At 49.7% G+C, this 16889-nt stretch carries 15 protein-coding genes; 7 read left to right on the plus strand and 8 right to left on the minus strand.

Translation table 11 applies throughout. From position 1 onward, the window contains the following. Positions 1-62: 62 nt before the first annotated feature. Complete coding sequence (guaB, locus tag MHN31_RS13950; RefSeq protein ID WP_239444532.1) at positions 63-1532, minus strand: IMP dehydrogenase; 1470 nt, start codon at positions 1530-1532, stop codon at positions 63-65. A gap of 131 nt (positions 1533-1663) precedes the next feature. Between guaB and xseA the strand changes: the two genes are divergently transcribed. Further along, entirely contained in the window at positions 1664-3028 is a 1365-nt protein-coding gene (gene xseA / locus MHN31_RS13955; RefSeq protein WP_194868487.1) for an exodeoxyribonuclease VII large subunit, read from the plus strand. Here xseA and MHN31_RS13960 read toward each other — a convergent pair. The 3 genes from MHN31_RS13960 to MHN31_RS13970 all read right to left on the minus strand — a co-directional run bounded on the left by MHN31_RS13960 (position 3025) and on the right by MHN31_RS13970 (position 7612). Further along, on the minus strand, positions 3025-3687 hold the full coding sequence (locus MHN31_RS13960) for a hypothetical protein (RefSeq protein ID WP_239444533.1): 663 nt from the start codon (positions 3685-3687) through the stop codon (positions 3025-3027). The genes xseA and MHN31_RS13960 overlap by 4 nt on opposite strands. A 27-nt stretch (positions 3688-3714) precedes the next feature. Further along, a complete protein-coding gene (gene cysE, locus MHN31_RS13965) occupies positions 3715-4536 on the minus strand; it encodes a serine O-acetyltransferase (protein WP_021032726.1) in 822 nt (273 codons plus the stop codon). A 202-nt stretch (positions 4537-4738) separates the two neighbouring features. After that, positions 4739-7612, minus strand: coding sequence for a M16 family metallopeptidase (locus tag MHN31_RS13970; protein WP_239444534.1), 2874 nt, complete (start codon positions 7610-7612; stop codon positions 4739-4741). A 301-nt stretch (positions 7613-7913) separates the two neighbouring features. On the opposite strand from MHN31_RS13970, the gene MHN31_RS13975 reads away from it, so the two are divergent. Next, positions 7914-8870 carry a methylenetetrahydrofolate reductase gene (locus tag MHN31_RS13975; protein WP_125559138.1) on the plus strand — a complete coding sequence of 319 codons (957 nt, stop codon included), beginning with the start codon at positions 7914-7916 and terminating at the stop codon, positions 8868-8870. Between the two features lie 61 nt (positions 8871-8931). Here MHN31_RS13975 and gpsA read toward each other — a convergent pair whose 3' ends face one another. The 4 genes from gpsA to MHN31_RS13995 form a co-directional block, all read right to left on the minus strand. After that, positions 8932-9939 (minus strand): NAD(P)H-dependent glycerol-3-phosphate dehydrogenase, encoded by a 1008-nt coding sequence (gpsA, locus tag MHN31_RS13980; RefSeq protein ID WP_010383439.1) that lies wholly within the window; start codon positions 9937-9939, stop codon positions 8932-8934. A gap of 3 nt (positions 9940-9942) precedes the next feature. Next, positions 9943-10425 carry a protein-export chaperone SecB gene (secB, locus tag MHN31_RS13985; protein ID WP_010383440.1) on the minus strand — a complete coding sequence of 161 codons (483 nt, stop codon included), beginning with the start codon at positions 10423-10425 and terminating at the stop codon, positions 9943-9945. A gap of 70 nt (positions 10426-10495) precedes the next feature. After that, positions 10496-10750 carry a glutaredoxin 3 gene (gene grxC, locus MHN31_RS13990; protein WP_010383441.1) on the minus strand — a complete coding sequence of 85 codons (255 nt, stop codon included), beginning with the start codon at positions 10748-10750 and terminating at the stop codon, positions 10496-10498. Positions 10751-10758: 8 nt separating this feature from the next. Further along, complete coding sequence (locus MHN31_RS13995) at positions 10759-11190, minus strand: rhodanese-like domain-containing protein (RefSeq protein WP_010383442.1); 432 nt, start codon at positions 11188-11190, stop codon at positions 10759-10761. Positions 11191-11453: 263 nt separating this feature from the next. On the opposite strand from MHN31_RS13995, the gene gpmM reads away from it, so the two are divergent. The 5 genes from gpmM to MHN31_RS14020 all read left to right on the plus strand — a co-directional run bounded on the left by gpmM (position 11454) and on the right by MHN31_RS14020 (position 16872). Then, positions 11454-12998 (plus strand): 2,3-bisphosphoglycerate-independent phosphoglycerate mutase, encoded by a 1545-nt coding sequence (gene gpmM / locus MHN31_RS14000; RefSeq protein WP_239444535.1) that lies wholly within the window; start codon positions 11454-11456, stop codon positions 12996-12998. A gap of 3 nt (positions 12999-13001) precedes the next feature. Beyond that, complete coding sequence (locus tag MHN31_RS14005) at positions 13002-14138, plus strand: peptidoglycan DD-metalloendopeptidase family protein (protein WP_125559132.1); 1137 nt, start codon at positions 13002-13004, stop codon at positions 14136-14138. A gap of 38 nt (positions 14139-14176) precedes the next feature. Further along, complete coding sequence (locus MHN31_RS14010; RefSeq protein ID WP_125559130.1) at positions 14177-15397, plus strand: S41 family peptidase; 1221 nt, start codon at positions 14177-14179, stop codon at positions 15395-15397. A 21-nt stretch (positions 15398-15418) separates the two neighbouring features. Further along, positions 15419-16168 (plus strand): divergent polysaccharide deacetylase family protein, encoded by a 750-nt coding sequence (locus MHN31_RS14015; protein ID WP_239444565.1) that lies wholly within the window; start codon positions 15419-15421, stop codon positions 16166-16168. Between the two features lie 284 nt (positions 16169-16452). Then, the gene (locus MHN31_RS14020) at positions 16453-16872 is read left to right on the plus strand and encodes a CBS domain-containing protein (protein ID WP_194868490.1); all 420 of its coding nucleotides are present in this window, start codon (positions 16453-16455) and stop codon (positions 16870-16872) included. Positions 16873-16889: the final 17 nt, after the last annotated feature.

The following is a 16889-nucleotide window of genomic DNA, read 5'->3' on the forward strand; positions in this document are numbered from 1 at the left end:
AAAGGCAGACACTAAAATTAAGAAGGGCCGGCAACCGCCAGCCCACTTTTAGTCCGCCGGGATTAGCCCATGCGGTAGTTTGGAGCCTCTTTGGTGATCTGTACGTCGTGAACGTGCGACTCACCCATACCCGCCGAAGTCACGCGGACAAACTGCGGTTTAGTGTTCAGTTCCAAAATAGTGGCACATCCTGTCAGGCCCATGGCACTGCGGATCCCGCCCACTTGCTGATGAATAATGGTGGCGATTGGGCCTTTGTAAGCCACACGGCCTTCAATGCCTTCTGGTACCAGTTTTTCAGCTGAGTTGCTCTTCTGGAAGTAACGGTCTGATGAGCCTTCTTTTTGGTTCATCGCGCCCAGTGACCCCATACCACGGTATGACTTGTAGTAACGGCCCTGATACAGTTCAACTTCACCCGGTGCTTCTTCAGTACCGGCCAGCATTGATCCCACCATGACACACGATGCACCAGCAACCAGTGCTTTAACAATGTCACCTGAGAAGCGAATACCACCATCAGCGATAACCGGAATGTCACGCCCTTTCAGACCATCAACAGCATCTGAAATTGCTGTGATTTGAGGAACACCACACCCAGTTACAATACGTGTAGTACAGATTGAACCTGGACCAATGCCCACTTTAACGGCATCTACACCAGCGTCAGCCAATGCGATTGCGCCGTCAGCTGTTGCTACGTTACCCGCTACAATTTGCAGATCCGGATACGCTTCACGGGTTGCCTTAACACGATCGATAACCCCCTGAGAATGGCCATGTGAAGTATCGATAAGTAGTACATCCACACCCGCAGCAACCAAAGCTTCAATACGCTCGTCGGTACCTGCGCCTACGCCCACAGCAGCACCTACGCGAAGGCGGCCTTGCTCGTCTTTACAGGCATTTGGCTTTTCTTGCGCTTTTTGGTAATCCTTAACCGTGATCATGCCTTTCAGTTTGAAAGCATCATCAACGACTAAGATTTTTTCGATGCGGTGCTCGTGCATCAGGCCCAGGATCTCTTCACGTGAGGCGCCTTCTTTTACCGTTACCAGATCCGCTTTTTGTGTCATCACAGATGAAACAGGTTGATCTAATTTGGTCTCGAAACGCATGTCACGGCTGGTGATAATGCCTTCCAGCAGGTTGTTCTCACCTACCACAGGGAAGCCTGAAAAACCGTTTTCTTCAGCCAGTGCCATTGTATCAGCAATGGTTTTGTCTGCGGTCACAGTCACAGGGAAAGAAACAATCCCCGCTTCGTACGCTTTTACTTTACGTACATTGCGCGCTTGTTCTTCAATGGTCATGTTCTTATGGATGAATCCGATACCACCTTCCTGTGCAAGAGCAATTGCAAGGCGTGCTTCAGTTACTGTGTCCATAGAGGCAGAAACTAATGGCAAATTAAGTTCAATACCACGAGTCAGGCGTGTTTTTAAGTTCGCAGTGTGTGGTAGAACAGTCGAATGAGCTGGTACTAAAAGTACGTCGTCAAAGGTAAGGGCTTCTTTTGCAATTCTTAGCATGTGTGCGGCATCTCTCAAGTGAAACTGAGTATAAGGAATTGCGTGCGCATTTTATCAGCGTTCCTTATGCGAGTAAATAAAATTTAGCAAAAATATGTTAGAGTGTGCGTGAATTTTTTATGGAGCTGAGTATGTCATTGCCACAACAAGAAAAAGTTTATTCGGTCTCACGCCTGAATCGTGAGATCCGCAGTTTGCTGGAGCAGGGGTTCGCTTCTTTACAGCTGACTGGCGAGATCTCTAACTTTGTTGCGCCAGCATCCGGGCATTGGTATTTCTCTTTAAAAGATGACAAAGCGCAGGTAAAAGCCGCCATGTGGCGCGGCAACAACCGCTACTGCCGCTACCGACCACAAAACGGTGAGCAGGTATTGGTTCAGGCTCGCGTCTCCGTGTATGAACCCCGCGGTGACTATCAGCTCATCGTTGAACACATGGCACCGGCAGGCGAAGGCTTGTTAAAGCAACAGTTCGATGCTCTCAAACTACGCCTGGCGGGTGAAGGCTTGTTCAGCAGCCAGCATAAGCAACCATTGCCTGCACGCATAAACCGGGTGGGCGTTGTGACCTCTCCAACCGGGGCCGCAGTCAGAGACATTTTGTCAGTTCTGAAACGTCGTGCCCCTCAGCTGGAAGTGGTGCTCTATCCGACTCAAGTGCAGGGTCAGGAGGCCCACCTGCAAATTGCCGCACAAATCGCCCTCGCCAATCGCCGCAATGAAGTGGATGTATTGATCGTCGGCCGTGGTGGTGGTTCGCTCGAAGATCTCTGGTGCTTTAATGAAGAAACGGTTGCCAGAGCAGTATTTACCAGCGAGCTGCCGGTGATCAGTGCCGTCGGTCATGAAATCGACACCACCATCAGTGATTATGTGGCCGATCTGCGTGCCCCCACCCCTTCCGCTGCCGCAGAACTGGTCAGCCCTGATGGGGCAGAAATTCTGGCTCAAGTACGTCAACAAAAACAGCGCCTTGAAGGTGCGATGCAGCGTTACCTGGCTCAGCAAGCGCAGCAATTGCACAATACACATCAGCGCCTGTTGCTACAACACCCGCAAACTCAGCTGATGCAACAGGCACAAAAAGTAGATGAATTGAGTGGTCGTCTGCACCGAGCAATTAGCCACCAGCAGCACCGTGCACAAAGCCGGGTTTCACTGGCACAACACCGCTTACAACAATTCCACCCACAACAAAAGCTGCGTTATGCCAGCCAACACCTTGATGGATTGAAAGACAAGCTCACACGTGCGATGCAAACATCGCAACAGCAACATCAGCAGCAACTCGCTTTGCTGGCAGCCAGACTCGACAGCGTCAGCCCATTGGCTGTATTGTCACGTGGCTACAGCATTACCAAATCAGGTGAGCAAGTCGTCAAATCGACCCAGGATGTGGCCGTTGGTGACGTGCTGATGACGGAGTTGCATGATGGTCGCGTACAAACACAAGTGCTAAAGCTTCACCCTCACAATGACAACAAAGAGAACGATTAATACTCTGTGTTCAATTGACGGATGCTCTTTGTGCTCAAATGCACTTGCATCCCTTGCGCCGTTTGCTGCGCCGAACTGACCTTAAAGTGTGTTATCCACGTGCTGTTAAAGAGGCTGTCGTTAAGGCGCTGCCATTGCATGGCATCTACGTCCTGGCTGCGCGGTACAAAACTCAATTGACACACATGGCGCTTACAACCGTAGCTGGCGTATGCGAAATACGTACTTAAGTCACTGGTATAGAGAAAATCACCGAGCTGTAACTCAAGCTCATCGGCCCACACCGGGTCACGTAATTCCGTGCGAAAAATATCCGCCAGTTGACGATTGATGTTGCCAGACGACGCGGCTTGCTGATGCTGTGTCGATGACTCAGACGCCGAGTCGACGTGTGCCTTAACCTGTGCCAGCTCCCCTTGTAACTGCTGAACCTGTTGCTTCAATGCGGTGAGTTCAGCCTTTTCTTGGGCAGTGTCGGGGAGTTCTCTAGAAGACAGCATATCAGGCAAAGAGGAGGATATCTGTTGAGCCCGGGATGAGTCGGGCTCTGCGTATTCTGTCAGTGAAGCAGAGATAGGGGTTGCAGCCCACCAGGTCAGTGGTGCAACAATCGCTGCACCGAGTAGCATCCAGCACATTTTTTGGCCTAGGTTGTCCATCTGCCCCACCCTGAAGTCAATCAGATGCTAGAGCATCGCGCTGGTGTGAGATTCGTTACGGGCAATCAAATCCTCATCAAGAAAGTTCTGATCCATGGATTCGGCCGGACACGCACAAGGCGGATTACCCACAACCTTAGCAGGCACACCCACCACTGTTGTATGTGGATCGACAGCCTTTAGGACCACGGAACCTGCCCCTATGCGTGCGCCCTCGCCCACTTCGATGTTGCCCAGCACTTTTGCCCCTGCGCCGATCAATACGCCTGCGCGTATTTTAGGGTGACGATCTCCTTGCTCGTTACCGGTTCCCCCTAAGGTGACCGACTGCAAGATTGAGACGTTGTTTTCTATTACAGCTGTTTCACCTATGACTATACCAGTCGCATGGTCAAACATAATGCCATGGCCGACTTTACAAGCAGGATGGATATCAACACCAAATACTTCGGATGAACGACTTTGGACAAAACGGGCGAGCTCTTTTCTGTCTTGTCGCCATAAGCAATGTGCGAGTCGGTGTGCTTGTATTGCATGGAAGCCCTTAAGGTTTGAAATAACGTTAAGGTAACTATCGGCAGCCGGGTCACGATCTTTAACGGCTTTTATATCATGCGCCACATGAGTCAACATACGGTCACAATCCACAAAGGCCTGATCAAACAATTCACGAATAGTAAATGCCGATACCACGGCGTCTGCCAGCTTGTTAGCAACAATAAAGCTCAATGCCGCGCCCAGACAATCATGATTTAAAATACTTGAGTAAACATGGCTGGCGAGCAGCGGCTCGCGGTCTACTAATTCGGTTGCTTCCTGACGAAGCTTTTGCCAGATCTCGTGTCTCATAAACTGCACTATTTCAATTATTCCAAGGCCTTTTTCTATCTTACCCTGCAAATGCGTAAATTAGCAGTGATAGTCAAATGCTTCTTGCATCAATTTGTTATTAATTATAACCCGAAACAGCGAATTGGGGATGGATGAAAGACAGGCGGATCGCAGATCCGCCTGAGCAAGCGAGGAGTCCCGATGGGACTCCACTCTGGTGTTACTTAAATACCGCTTCTGCGTTCATCACGTCGATGTTCGCAGCTGGGATAGCCAGCTTGTAGTTGGCGATGTGTTTATCTTCATCGATAAGCGTTTGCGGTTTTTCTGCGTTATAGTGCATTGGCGACTCTGTCTGATTAGCCAAACGCGCTTTCATATCAGCCGCATCGCCTGTGACAAACACATAGTGGATATTGTCACTTTGCAGGTTTTCACGGATCACCCGATTCACATCTTCAACTGTCAAAGATGCCAGCTGGTCGCGAACATAACTGACAAACTCATCAGTGTTATAGAACTGGCTGTCCAGCGCATAACCCAGCTGACGGTCCTGACTGGCGACCATCTGAGGCACAAAGTTGCTCAGGAAGTTGCGCGTTGCCTGGAAGTCACCCTCAGTCATACCGTCATTGATCAGTTTATCCAGCTCATATTGCGCAACACGCGTGGCAAAGTGTGCATCGTTATTTGAGCGCAACGGTCGCAGCCATACCTGGAAAATTTGCTCAGAGCGACCCAAGTTCGCATCCGGCTTAGTCTGGAACATGCCACGCGGGAAATACTCAATGTAGGCATAATCACCATAGTTCATACCTCGCACCTGTCGAATACGCTGGAACAGGTAGGCATTCGAGTTACGGTGCTCACCAAAATAAGAGCGTACTAACCACAGTGCAGTCCAGTCTTTGCTGCTGCGGATGGTATCAATCGGGAAGCCAAAGGAGACCGCTGTTGATTTAGCGCTCTTTTCAATGATGGTCGCGTGACGGCCAGTCAGTGCCGGTGCATCCGGAATAGTCAGGCGAGATGCCTCACCTTTAGGCAGTTGAGCCAGGTCACTCAGCATACGTGCTTTAAGCTTGTCATCGAGCGCACCTGTGATGCCGACATTCAGCTTGGCCTGTGTAAACTCGCTGCGATAGAAGGCTTTTACATCATCCAGTGTCAGTGCTTCCAGATCCGATAAATCGCCCAGGTTGTAGCTCTCATACGGGTGACCCTGATATAGCTTGTGGTAAAGCACTTCTTTACCCAGTTCTTCATCGTTAGATGCCTTGAGGCCCGCCTTGATGTTGTCAATCATCTCTTTTTTCAGACGCTTGAAATCATCTTCACGGAAACCCGGGTTGAGTAACTGCTCACTGACTAACGTATACCACTGTGCCGCATTGTCTTTGTGCACCCGACCACGTAAAGAAAGCATTTCTTTGTCGATCTGATAGTCGAAACTTCCCGCAATCGGATAGAGTGCTTTTTGAATTTCTTTATACGACTTGCTCTGCGAACCGCCATTAGCAATCATGGCTGCGGTCAGTGCTGCGACGCCTTTTTTCCCTTTCGGATCAGCCGCTGCACCGGTGTAGAACAACAAGTTTACATCCACCAGCGGTGACGCATTGGTGTTGTCCAGTACAGAGAAGTGCTGCTGTTTTGGCTGGCCGAGTTGGGCAACCAGGTTATCAAGCTCAACTTCTTTATCGAATCCTGTCACTTCAGTCAGATCAGACATGGTCACTGTGGTACGACCGCTGTCGACAAAATAACGGTTGGCCACATCGCGAATATCTTCGGCGCTCACTGAATCACTGGTCGCATACAGCGTGTTGATCACTTCCGGATCGCGCTCAAAATGCATGTACTCGGCCAGCATACTGGCAATCGCCTGTGATGAGTCCAGCCCGTTCGCAAAGTTGTATTTAAGGTTAGATTTAAGTGCTGCCAGTTTGTCGCTGTCGACCAGCTCAGTGCGAGCAGTCGCATAAGTACGGTTGATGGCATCACGCACCACGGCCAGGTCACTTTCTTCATTTACCTTCACAAAGACATGCAGCAGACCCGGATCTTTGGTCTCGGCATTGTAAGTAAACATCTGACTGGCAATTTGCTTATCGACTACCAGCTCTTGATACAGCTCGGAGTTTTCAGAGAAATACAGTTGCGAGATCAGATCCAGTGCCGCGCGATCTTTTTTCTGAGGCTCCCACGCTGTGCCTTTGTATGAGACCAAGAGCCAATGGCCCGGCAAACCTTCATAGTGCTCATGCACGTATCTGGCTTGCTGCTGTTTTGGCTCAACCGGAATATCAGCAACGTAATTACCGCGCTGCCAGCCACCCCAGTGTTTTTTAACCATTTTCATGGTTTCCTGCGGATCCACGTCGCCGACAATCACAATCGAGACATATTCCGGCTTATAAAATCGTTCAAAGAAAACTTGTCCGTACGCCATTTGATCGGGCATCGCTTCAATATCTTCGAAGAAGCCCATCGTGGTGTGTTTATAGGTATGCTTATCAAAGGCCTCTTTACGCACAGCACTTAACAGCTTACGAATTGGGCTGGCGTTGTTCTTCAGGTATTCGCCCTTTACCGTTAAGGCTTCGGTGCGGAACTGAGACTCGCTGTAGCTCAGGTTCTGGAAGATATCTGCTTTAATCTCTAAAACCTTATCCAGGTGCTCTTTAGAGAAATTCAGATGGTAGTTAGTATAATCATTGGTAGTGTAAGCGCGGTTATCTACGCCTGAGTTTTTCAGAATGTCAGCGTAAACATCTTGAGGGAACTTCTCCGAGCCCTTAAACATCATGTGCTCAAAAAAGTGTGCAAATCCGGTGCGGCCCGGTTCAACTTCGTTGCGCGAACCAACAGATACCGGGATCTGTAACGAGACAACATCTGGATAATCAGTTTTCACCACCATGACGCGCAGGCCATTATCCAGCTCTTCCAGAACATAATCCTGCGCAAACACCTTGTTACTTGCCTGGGCCTGAACTTGGCCTGACGTCTGCTCAGTCGATTGCTGAGAGGTTACGCACCCGGTCAGTGCCAGTGACACCGCGAGGCTGGTCGCCAGTAGTTTAAATTTCATATGCTTCCCTTAAATCTGTAGTGATTATTATTTTTGGCCTCGCTCGAGTGAGGCACATCGTTCCCAATTATGCCGCAATCCCGTTTGAATTCATCTTTACGCGCTCATTTTATGTAAAAAAATATGAACTGCATTGGCCCGTTCAAAGCTATCGGCAAAACAATGGCTTGCTCCAAAGTCGCAAAATCATATGAAAGAAATTCATGGGCATTGAATTTGTTTCAAGAAAAAAATCTATCTAGACGTCTAAATGGCTGCTATATTAGATCCCAGAAACTGAATTTTTGCCGGAGCCAAAATCATGGCGTTATCACTACAAGAGAAAATCTTAGACCCGAACCAAGGGGTATATTTGATTGGTACGACTCCGCCCAAATCCGGTACGGAGCAAGACAAAGTTGAACGTATTGCCACTAAGCTGCTCGACCGTCTGCACGAAATTGAATACGACGGCGTCATCATTTACGACATTCAGGACGAAAGCAGTCGCACCAATGTGCCCCGTCCTTTTCCGTTTAAAGAAACGGTTGATCCCTGTGAATACAGCCGCCTGGTCAAGTCTTTGTCAAAACTGGACGTGATCACCTATAAAAGTGTCGCACAACGTGACAGCGCTGAATTTAACCAGTGGCTCAGCACCACCAAACAAGAGTTTGGCCTGAATAATTTAGTGCTGGTTGGCTCTCCGTCTTCGCAAGGTAAAATCAATCTACCACTGCCAGAGGCGTATCAGGCGCTGGCCCAGCACGAAGAAAACTTTTTCCTCGGTGGCGTAACTATTGCGGAGCGCCATGCATCAAAACGCAATGAGCACGAGCGACTGATTGAAAAAACCACCCAGGGCTGCGAGTTCTTTATTTCTCAGGCCGTCTATGATGCACAAGCCACCATAGACTTGATCACCAGCTATGCCCGCACCTGTAAACAGCAAGGCATTGCGCCTAAGCGGCTGATCCTGACTTTCACCCCGTGCGGCGGTGAGAAAACCTTGCAATTTATGGAATGGCTGGGCATTTCAGTGCCTGAAGCAACCAAATGGCGCATGCTGGATGCAGACAACACCCTGAGTGAGTCGATCCGCATTTGTCGTGAGAATTTGGATTCAATTCTGCGTAGTTGTGCTCATCTGGATGTTCCGCTGGGACTGAACATAGAAAGCCTGACTAACCGCAAAGAAGAGATCGATGCGTCTATCAACCTCTATCGTCTGCTCAAGGCCACCATGGAGCTGACACTGGCGGAAAAGCAGATCGCTTAATAATTTGGAACCAATAAAAAACCGAGCACACTGGCTCGGTTTTTTATTTTCAGACATCAGGTTATTCGGACTTTTGCTCTCTGCCAAGCAATGCCATGGCCGCTTCTTTGACGTCTTTTTGTTGATACAGCACCTGATAGATTTGCTCCGTGATAGGCATTTCAATGCCAGTACGCTTTGCCAGCAAGTACACTTCTTTGGTGTTACGATACCCTTCAACCACCTGGCCAATACTCTGCATGGCCTCTTCAACGTTTTTACCCTGGCCCAGCGCCAGACCAAAACGTCGGTTACGGGATTGGTTGTCAGTACAAGTCAGGATCAAATCGCCCAGTCCCGCCATCCCCATAAAGGTTTCAGAACGTGCCCCCAGCGACAACCCTAGCCGGCAGAGCTCTGCCAGACCACGGGTGATCAAGGCTGTTCTGGCATTGGCACCAAAGCCAAAACCATCTGACATACCCGCACCAATGGCGATGACGTTTTTCACTGCGCCACCTAACTGGATACCGATAAAGTCGTCATTGCTGTACACCCGGAACGAACGACCACAATGCAGCAGCTTAGCCAGTTCACCTCTGAATGCTTCGCAACGAGATGACACTGAAATTGCGGTAGGTAAGCCGGCGGCCATTTCTTTTGCAAAGGTCGGCCCAGACAAAACCGCCAGCGGAACCTGCTCACCGAGGACGTCCAGTGCTACATCCTGCAGCAACCGGCCAGTATCTGGCTCCAGTCCTTTGGTTGCCCAGGCAACTTTGGTTCCAGGTAACAAGTGTGGCTTAATTGCCTCCAGAGTTTGCGCGAACGCATGGCTGGGCACCACCACCAGGACCAACTGACTAGCCTGGACGGCCTTAGTCAGTGAGGCTTCCAGCTGCAATGAAGCCGGAAAATCAATGTCTGGCAGATAACGGGCATTCTGACGCGAGCTGGCTAACTGCGCGATGGCAGTGCTGTCACGTCCCCAAAGAGTAACCTGGTGACCGTTGCGGGCAAAACAAATAGCAAGGGCGGTGCCATACGACCCCGCCCCTAATACGGTCACAGCTGAATGTGCTGTATTCATCACTTATGCGTCAGCAGCTTGCTCTTGCGCGGCACGTTGCTGCATGTACTGAGCAAATAGCGCGTCAAAGTTAACTGGTGCCAGGTTCAATTGTGGGAAAGTACCACGGTTAACTAGGCCAGATACCGCTTCACGTGCATATGGGAACAGGATGTTCGGGCAGAATGCGCCAAGCATGTGTGCCATTTGTAGCTCTTCCAGTTCACCGATAGAGAAAATACCCGCTTGCTGGATTTCACATAGGAATGCGGTTTCTTCGCCCAATGACGCAGTCACAGTCAGTGCCAGAACAACTTCATATACACCTTCGTCCAGCTTGGCAGAACGCGTGTCCATGTCCAGTTTTACCTCAGGTGTCCACTCTTTCTGGAAGATAGCCGGAGAGTTAGGTGTTTCGAAAGACACGTCTTTGGTATAGATGCGCTGAATGTTAAATTGTGGACCTTGTTGTTCTTCTGCAGCAGCTGCGTTGTTTTGCTCTGTCATTGTTCTTCCTAATTATTCGTCTTTATTTAATGTGGGGCAGCACCACGGGTCGTACCCGGGATGCCAAAAATTATTTCAGTAATGCGTCCAGCTTACCTTGTGCTTCGAGTGCCATCATGTCGTCACAACCACCAATGTGCTGCTCTTTGATGAAAATCTGTGGCACAGTATGACCGCCATTTGCTTTACTGATCATCTCTTCACGCAGCTCGGGTTGCGCGCCGATATCGTACTCGGTATATGTGACACCTTTACTATCCAGCAACGCCTTAGCGCGATGACAGTAAGGACAGTAATCCTTTGTATAAATAACAACTTGGCTCATATTTACTCCTATTTACCCGAGGCGGTTGGCAGGCCGGCTGTTTGCCAGGCACCAAAACCACCCGACAAAACGTATACTTGCTCAAAGCCCGCTTTGTACATATTGCTGGCAATGCCAGAGGCGGTCATGCCGGTGTTACACACCAGTATAATGGGCTTAGTTTTGAACTTTTCAAGTCCTGCGAAATCATTTTGTTTGGCTTTTTCCACATTCATGTGTTCGCTGCCTGCGATGCGCGAACCGTTAAACTCCTTCACTGCACGCATGTCAAACACCTGACCTTCCTGACGGTTCACCAAAATAGTAAGCTGTTGCGGATTGATCTGACGGATTTTAGAAAACATGCCTTTCAACCAGCTAGAGACCAACATAGCTGCTAAAACCAGCCAGATGATGCTGAGAATGGGGTTTCTGCCTAAAAACTCGATGTATTGTTCCATATTGTCTTTACCAACCGGGAAAATGAAATTGCTCGCGAGTATACTTTCTTACGGGCGTTGGTACAAACATCTGTGACGTAATCGCTGAGTACACTGGCAAAGCCCAATCCCCTGTACGGCATGCAGCAAAGCATAGTACACCCACACGTAATGGTTAATGTGAATTTTAAAGTGGTTGAGGATAAATCACGCTTAGAGGGCTGAATAATCATATAAAACAGGGTATCCTATGGCCAGATTTCGTGCACGTTTCAGGAGCCCAAATGACTGTGAAGAAAAAACCTCTGGTATTAATGATCCTCGATGGCTGGGGATACCGCGAAGATGCTGAGAGTAATGCTATTTTGGCAGCCAACACGCCGGTATTAGATGAACTATGGCAAACACGTCCGCGTACATTGATCTCTGGTTCAGGCCTGGATGTGGGATTACCAGACGGTCAGATGGGTAACTCAGAAGTCGGCCACGTCAACCTCGGTGCCGGCCGTATCGTTTATCAGGATTTTACCCGCATTACTAAAGCCATTGATGATGGCGAATTTGAGCATAACCCTGCACTGGTCGATAACATCGACAAAGCAGTTACTGCCGGTAAAGCGGTCCACCTGATGGGACTACTAAGCCCGGGCGGCGTACACAGTCACGAAGATCACATTGTTGCTGCCATCGAGCTGGCAGCCAAGCGCGGTGCCAAAGCGGTTTACTTCCACGCCTTTTTAGACGGCCGTGATACCCCTCCTCGCAGTGCACAGGCTTCAATTGAACGTATTGAAACACTCTTCACCAAGCTGGGCTGTGGTCGTCTGGCCTCAATTGTCGGTCGTTACTATGCTATGGACCGCGATAACCGCTGGGAGCGTGTTGAAGCCGCTTACAACCTGATGGTCTGTGGCCAGGCTGAACACCGTTTTGCCAATGGTGTCAGTGCTCTGAACGCCGCTTATGAGCGCGATGAAAACGACGAATTCGTTAACGCCACTGTGATTGCCGCTGAAGACCAGGAAGCAGCCACCATCAACGATGGCGATACGCTGATCTTCCTCAACTTCCGTGCTGACCGTGCCCGTCAAATGAGCCGTGCTTTTGTGGATGCCGACTTTGATGGCTTCAACAAACAAAAAGCACCGGTACTGAGTGGTTTTGTGATGATGACAGAGTATGCTGCCGACATTCATGCCCCTATCGCCTTTGCGCCGGAGAAGCTAACCAATGTATTGGGCGAATGGTTAGCAAAACACAATAAGACCCAGCTACGCATTTCTGAAACTGAAAAATATGCCCACGTGACTTTCTTCTTCAGTGGCGGTCGTGAAGACCTCTTTGAAGGCGAAAAGCGCGAGCTGATCCCATCACCACAAGTTGCTACGTATGACTTACAACCTGAGATGAACTCGGCCTTACTGACCGACACACTCATTAACGCCATTCACAGTGGCGAGCACGACGTGATCATCTGTAACTACCCGAATGGCGACATGGTCGGTCACTCCGGCGTATTTGACGCTGCCGTGAAAGCTTGTGAAGCCGTCGATGCCTGTATTGGCCGCGTTGTTGCTGCACTGGAAGAAGTTGGTGGTGAAGCACTGATCACAGCCGATCACGGGAATGCCGAGCAAATGGTCAACAGCAAAACGGGCCAGGCCCACACGGCGCACACCAGCGAGCCTGTTCCATTCATCTATATTGGCCGTGACGCACAACCACAAACCGGCAAAACCCTCAGCGATGTGGCACCGACCATGTTACATCTGCTGGGTATGGCACAACCAGAGGAAATGACAGGGTCTCCCGTCATGCTGCTGAAGTAATTTATGCGCCATACGCTTGCTGTACTCTCGGTCTGTTTGCTGCCCATACTCGGGCAGGCAAATGAAACCCGCACCAAAGCCGATCTGGCTGCGGTGCAGGCTGAGCTCAAAAAGAGTCAGGCCGCCTATCAACAGCAACAAGCCAGCTTTAGTGCACTCAAAAGCACCCTGCAATCCTTTGAACTGGAGATCGCCAAAAGTGCCAAAGCACTGGCATTCACCGAGCAGGGGATCAGCGAAAACAAACAACAGCAATATACGCTACAACGCGAAGCTGAGCAGCTTGAGCTGCAAAAAAAGCGCTTACAACGGCTGCTCGCCGCACAACTCAAAAGTGCTTATGTCACAGGCAGTCACGATTACTCAAAAATGCTGCTAAACCAGCAACATGCCGCGGCGTTAGAACGCACCATCAGCTACTACGATTACTTTAACCAGGCGCGTATCGCGCAGCTCGAAGCCCTCAAATCGGTGTTTGCCAAACTGGCAGAAAACCGTGCCCAACTAGAGCGTAAAAAGAAACAGCTGCTTGCATTACAGGATCAGCAAACCGCCCGTCGGGACGAATTAATGTTGGCGCAAAACGCCCGCAAAACCCACCTGAATAAACTTAACGACAAGCTCAGTCAGGCAAAAGCGGCTATTGCCTACCTTGAAGAAAACGAGCAAACCTTAATTTCCACCCTCGAAACCTTAGCCTCAGAGCAGGCCAGTAGCCCCGAACAATATGTGGCGCAACTGCAAGGATTACAAAGGTTAAAGGGCAAACTTGCCTGGCCTCTCGATGGCCGTCTGAAACACAGGTTTGGTCAGCGTAAACATGTGGGTATGAATTGGAAAGGCGTCGTGATCCGAGGCAGCAATGGCACACCGGTTAATAGTGTTGCACCGGGTCAGGTGGTCTATGCCGATTGGTTGAACGGTTTTGGCTGGGTCATCGTATTGGATCATGGGGAAGGCTTTATGAGCCTGTACGGTCATGCCCAAACCCTGCTTAAAGACGTTGGCGATCAGGTCATGCCAGGCGAGCCCATCGCCCTGGTGGGGCAAAGCGGCGGACAAACCGATCCTGGTCTATACTTCGAAATACGGCATAAGGGAAGCGCTGTTGATCCAGTAAAATGGTGCAGATCCAGTTAACTGACTAACCGATGCTGCCCCCCAGTGAGGAGCAGCATATGATGACTCCATGTGTTCAACCTGATAACAATCGCCTCTGGCATTGGCTTTTTGCATTCAGCCTGATGCTCAGTTTGCTATGTTTGCCACTCAGTGCCAAACAACTATCCAGCGAACAAATCGACGAAATTCTCTATCATATACACACCTATTATGTGGAAGATCTGCCACTCAGCCATGTCAAAAAAGACAACTTTAGTGAATTACTCACCCAACTTGACGATTATTCTAAGTTCCTTGACGAACACGAACTCGAAGCCTTATTCAGCGCAGCCAATGGCCGTTACACCGGACTGGGTATTGAGGTAGAAGAAGTCGAAGATGGCGTGGTTATTGTCGATACGCTGCCAGGCTCTCCGGCAGAGGCCGCAGGTATTGAGGGCGGTGACAAGTTGTTGGCCATCAACACCCACGATGTGAAGCGCAAATCCATTGCCGAAGTTTCGAAGCTACTGCGAGAAGCCCAATTTTCAACTATACAACTCACTGTAGAGCGCGCCAACACTGAAGTAACATTGGCGCTCAGACGCCAGGAGATCACCCTGCGTAGTGTCTCCAGCCAGCTTTTACCCGGCGGTATCGGTTATGTGTTGCTGAGCAGCTTCAATAATCACAGTTACCACGACATTGCCCGCCATATCAGTATGCTCAATAGCCACCTAGGGGAACCACTCAAGGGCCTGATCATCGACTTGAGAGATAATCCCGGCGGCACACTCAATAGTGCTGTGGCCATCTCAGATTTGTTTTTGCAAAGCGGCACCATCGTGAGTACCCGAGGACGCTTTTATGATGCCAATCAACGTTTTTTTGCAGCTCAAGGCGATATACTCAATGGTGCCCCGATGTTAGTGCTGATCAATGAGCAATCCGCTTCAGCAGCCGAAATACTGGCTGGCGCATTGCAAGATAATAGCCGGGCATTGATCCTGGGCAACCGCTCGTACGGCAAAGGATCAGTTCAGTCTTTGATCCCCATAGGTAATGGTACTACGGCACTGAAACTAACCACAGCCCGTTATTTCACTCCCTCAGGCCAATCTATCGAAGGAACCGGGATCCAACCGGACGTAATTTTTAGTAAACAAGTACTTTTAGAACTGGACAAAGACGCTATAATGGCTGGTGAAAAAAAGGTCAGACTGACCTTTGTTGCCAACCTAGATAAACATTGGCAAGAAGCGGAACAGCTATTACAAAACCATAATTTACAACAATAATTCAGGATAGTGCGCTTACTTATAACAGGCTTTTTGGTGCTTTCTCTCTGCGCAGCACCAAGCTATGGCAACCAGATTGCCATCGTCATCGACGACATTGGATATCACGAACGTGACTTAGAACTGCTGGATCTGCCCGGCCAATTGAGCTACGCCATTTTACCACACACCCCGTTTTCACAGCGCTTTGCCTATCAGGCCAGTCATAAGCGCCGCGAGTTGCTGTTGCACATTCCGATGCAGGCGCTGGAAGACAAAGCCCTTGGGCCAGGTGGCCTGACACTGGACATGCGCAAATGGCAGCTGCAAACCACGCTTGGCCATGCGCTGGCAACCTTGCCTCAGGTCAAAGGCGTCAATAATCATATGGGCTCAGCGCTCACCCAATCTGTCGAGCCAATGAAGTGGACCATGGAGCTACTCAAAAAGCGCGGGCTGTACTTTCTTGACAGCCGCACCACTGAACTGAGTCAGGCCCAGAATGTGGCCAATTTGTATGGTGTTGCCAATGTCGCCCGCCATGTTTTTTTAGATAACCAGACACAGCCAGATGCGCTGCGTCGCCAATTTGAAGAACTAAAATCACTCGCTCGCCAGCAAGGCTATGCCATCGGCATTGCACACCCCTACCCACAAACCCGACTCTTTCTTGCCGAAGCACTGAGCGAATTGGCAAACGAGGGCATCGAACTGGTTCCTTTGTCACACCTGGTTGAACAAAAGTACATCCAGCTGGCTGCGGTAAAACGTAGTCCACTCACCTCAGACTAAGGCTAATCAGCATAAATACACCACCCACCTCCGTGATCAAAGCGGCCATTCATAGGGGTTTCAAGCGCCCTATTTTGAGATTCGGCCTGGAGACAAATTGGTAAATTCTTGTGACATCTGTACAAATCTAAGCGCCTCGACGAAAACCGAAGCAGGGCTTTCCTCAGCGGGATAAATGCGCCTTAATTGAGTGCATTGGCAGAAAAATTTGATCTGGGACCATTCACTGATGCTTGGTGTCGGCTAGACTTAACTCAAACAGCATGCTCGCTTAAGGAAGTACTATGTTAACCACAGTTGCCGATTTAATGACGCCAGATCCACTGGCGGTTAGTGAAACTAATACCCTCAACGATGCCCATAACCTGATGCGTGAAAAGAACATTCGTCATATCCCAGTCATAGATGACCATGGCATGCTGGTCGGTATGCTGACACAGAAGATCATGATTGCCAAAGTGATGGGGATCATTGCCACCTACGGCACCAATGCATTGGAGCGCAAAGAAAAACAACAGCAAGTTGCTGAAGTGATGGCCACCGACTTTGCCAGTGTCCAGCCACAGCAGAGCTTACAGGAAGTGGTGCGGTTTTTTGTTGATAACCGTCATGGCTGCATGCCAGTCACAGACGACAATGGCAAATTGTTAGGTATTCTAACCTCATCGGACTTTGTCCGTCTGGCCGCCGCCTTATTGTCATAAAAAAAGCCCCTGCTGGG

The sequence above is a fragment of the Pseudoalteromonas sp. McH1-42 genome (assembly GCF_022347845.1).
Classification (GTDB): Bacteria; Pseudomonadota; Gammaproteobacteria; order Enterobacterales; family Alteromonadaceae; genus Pseudoalteromonas; species Pseudoalteromonas rubra_D.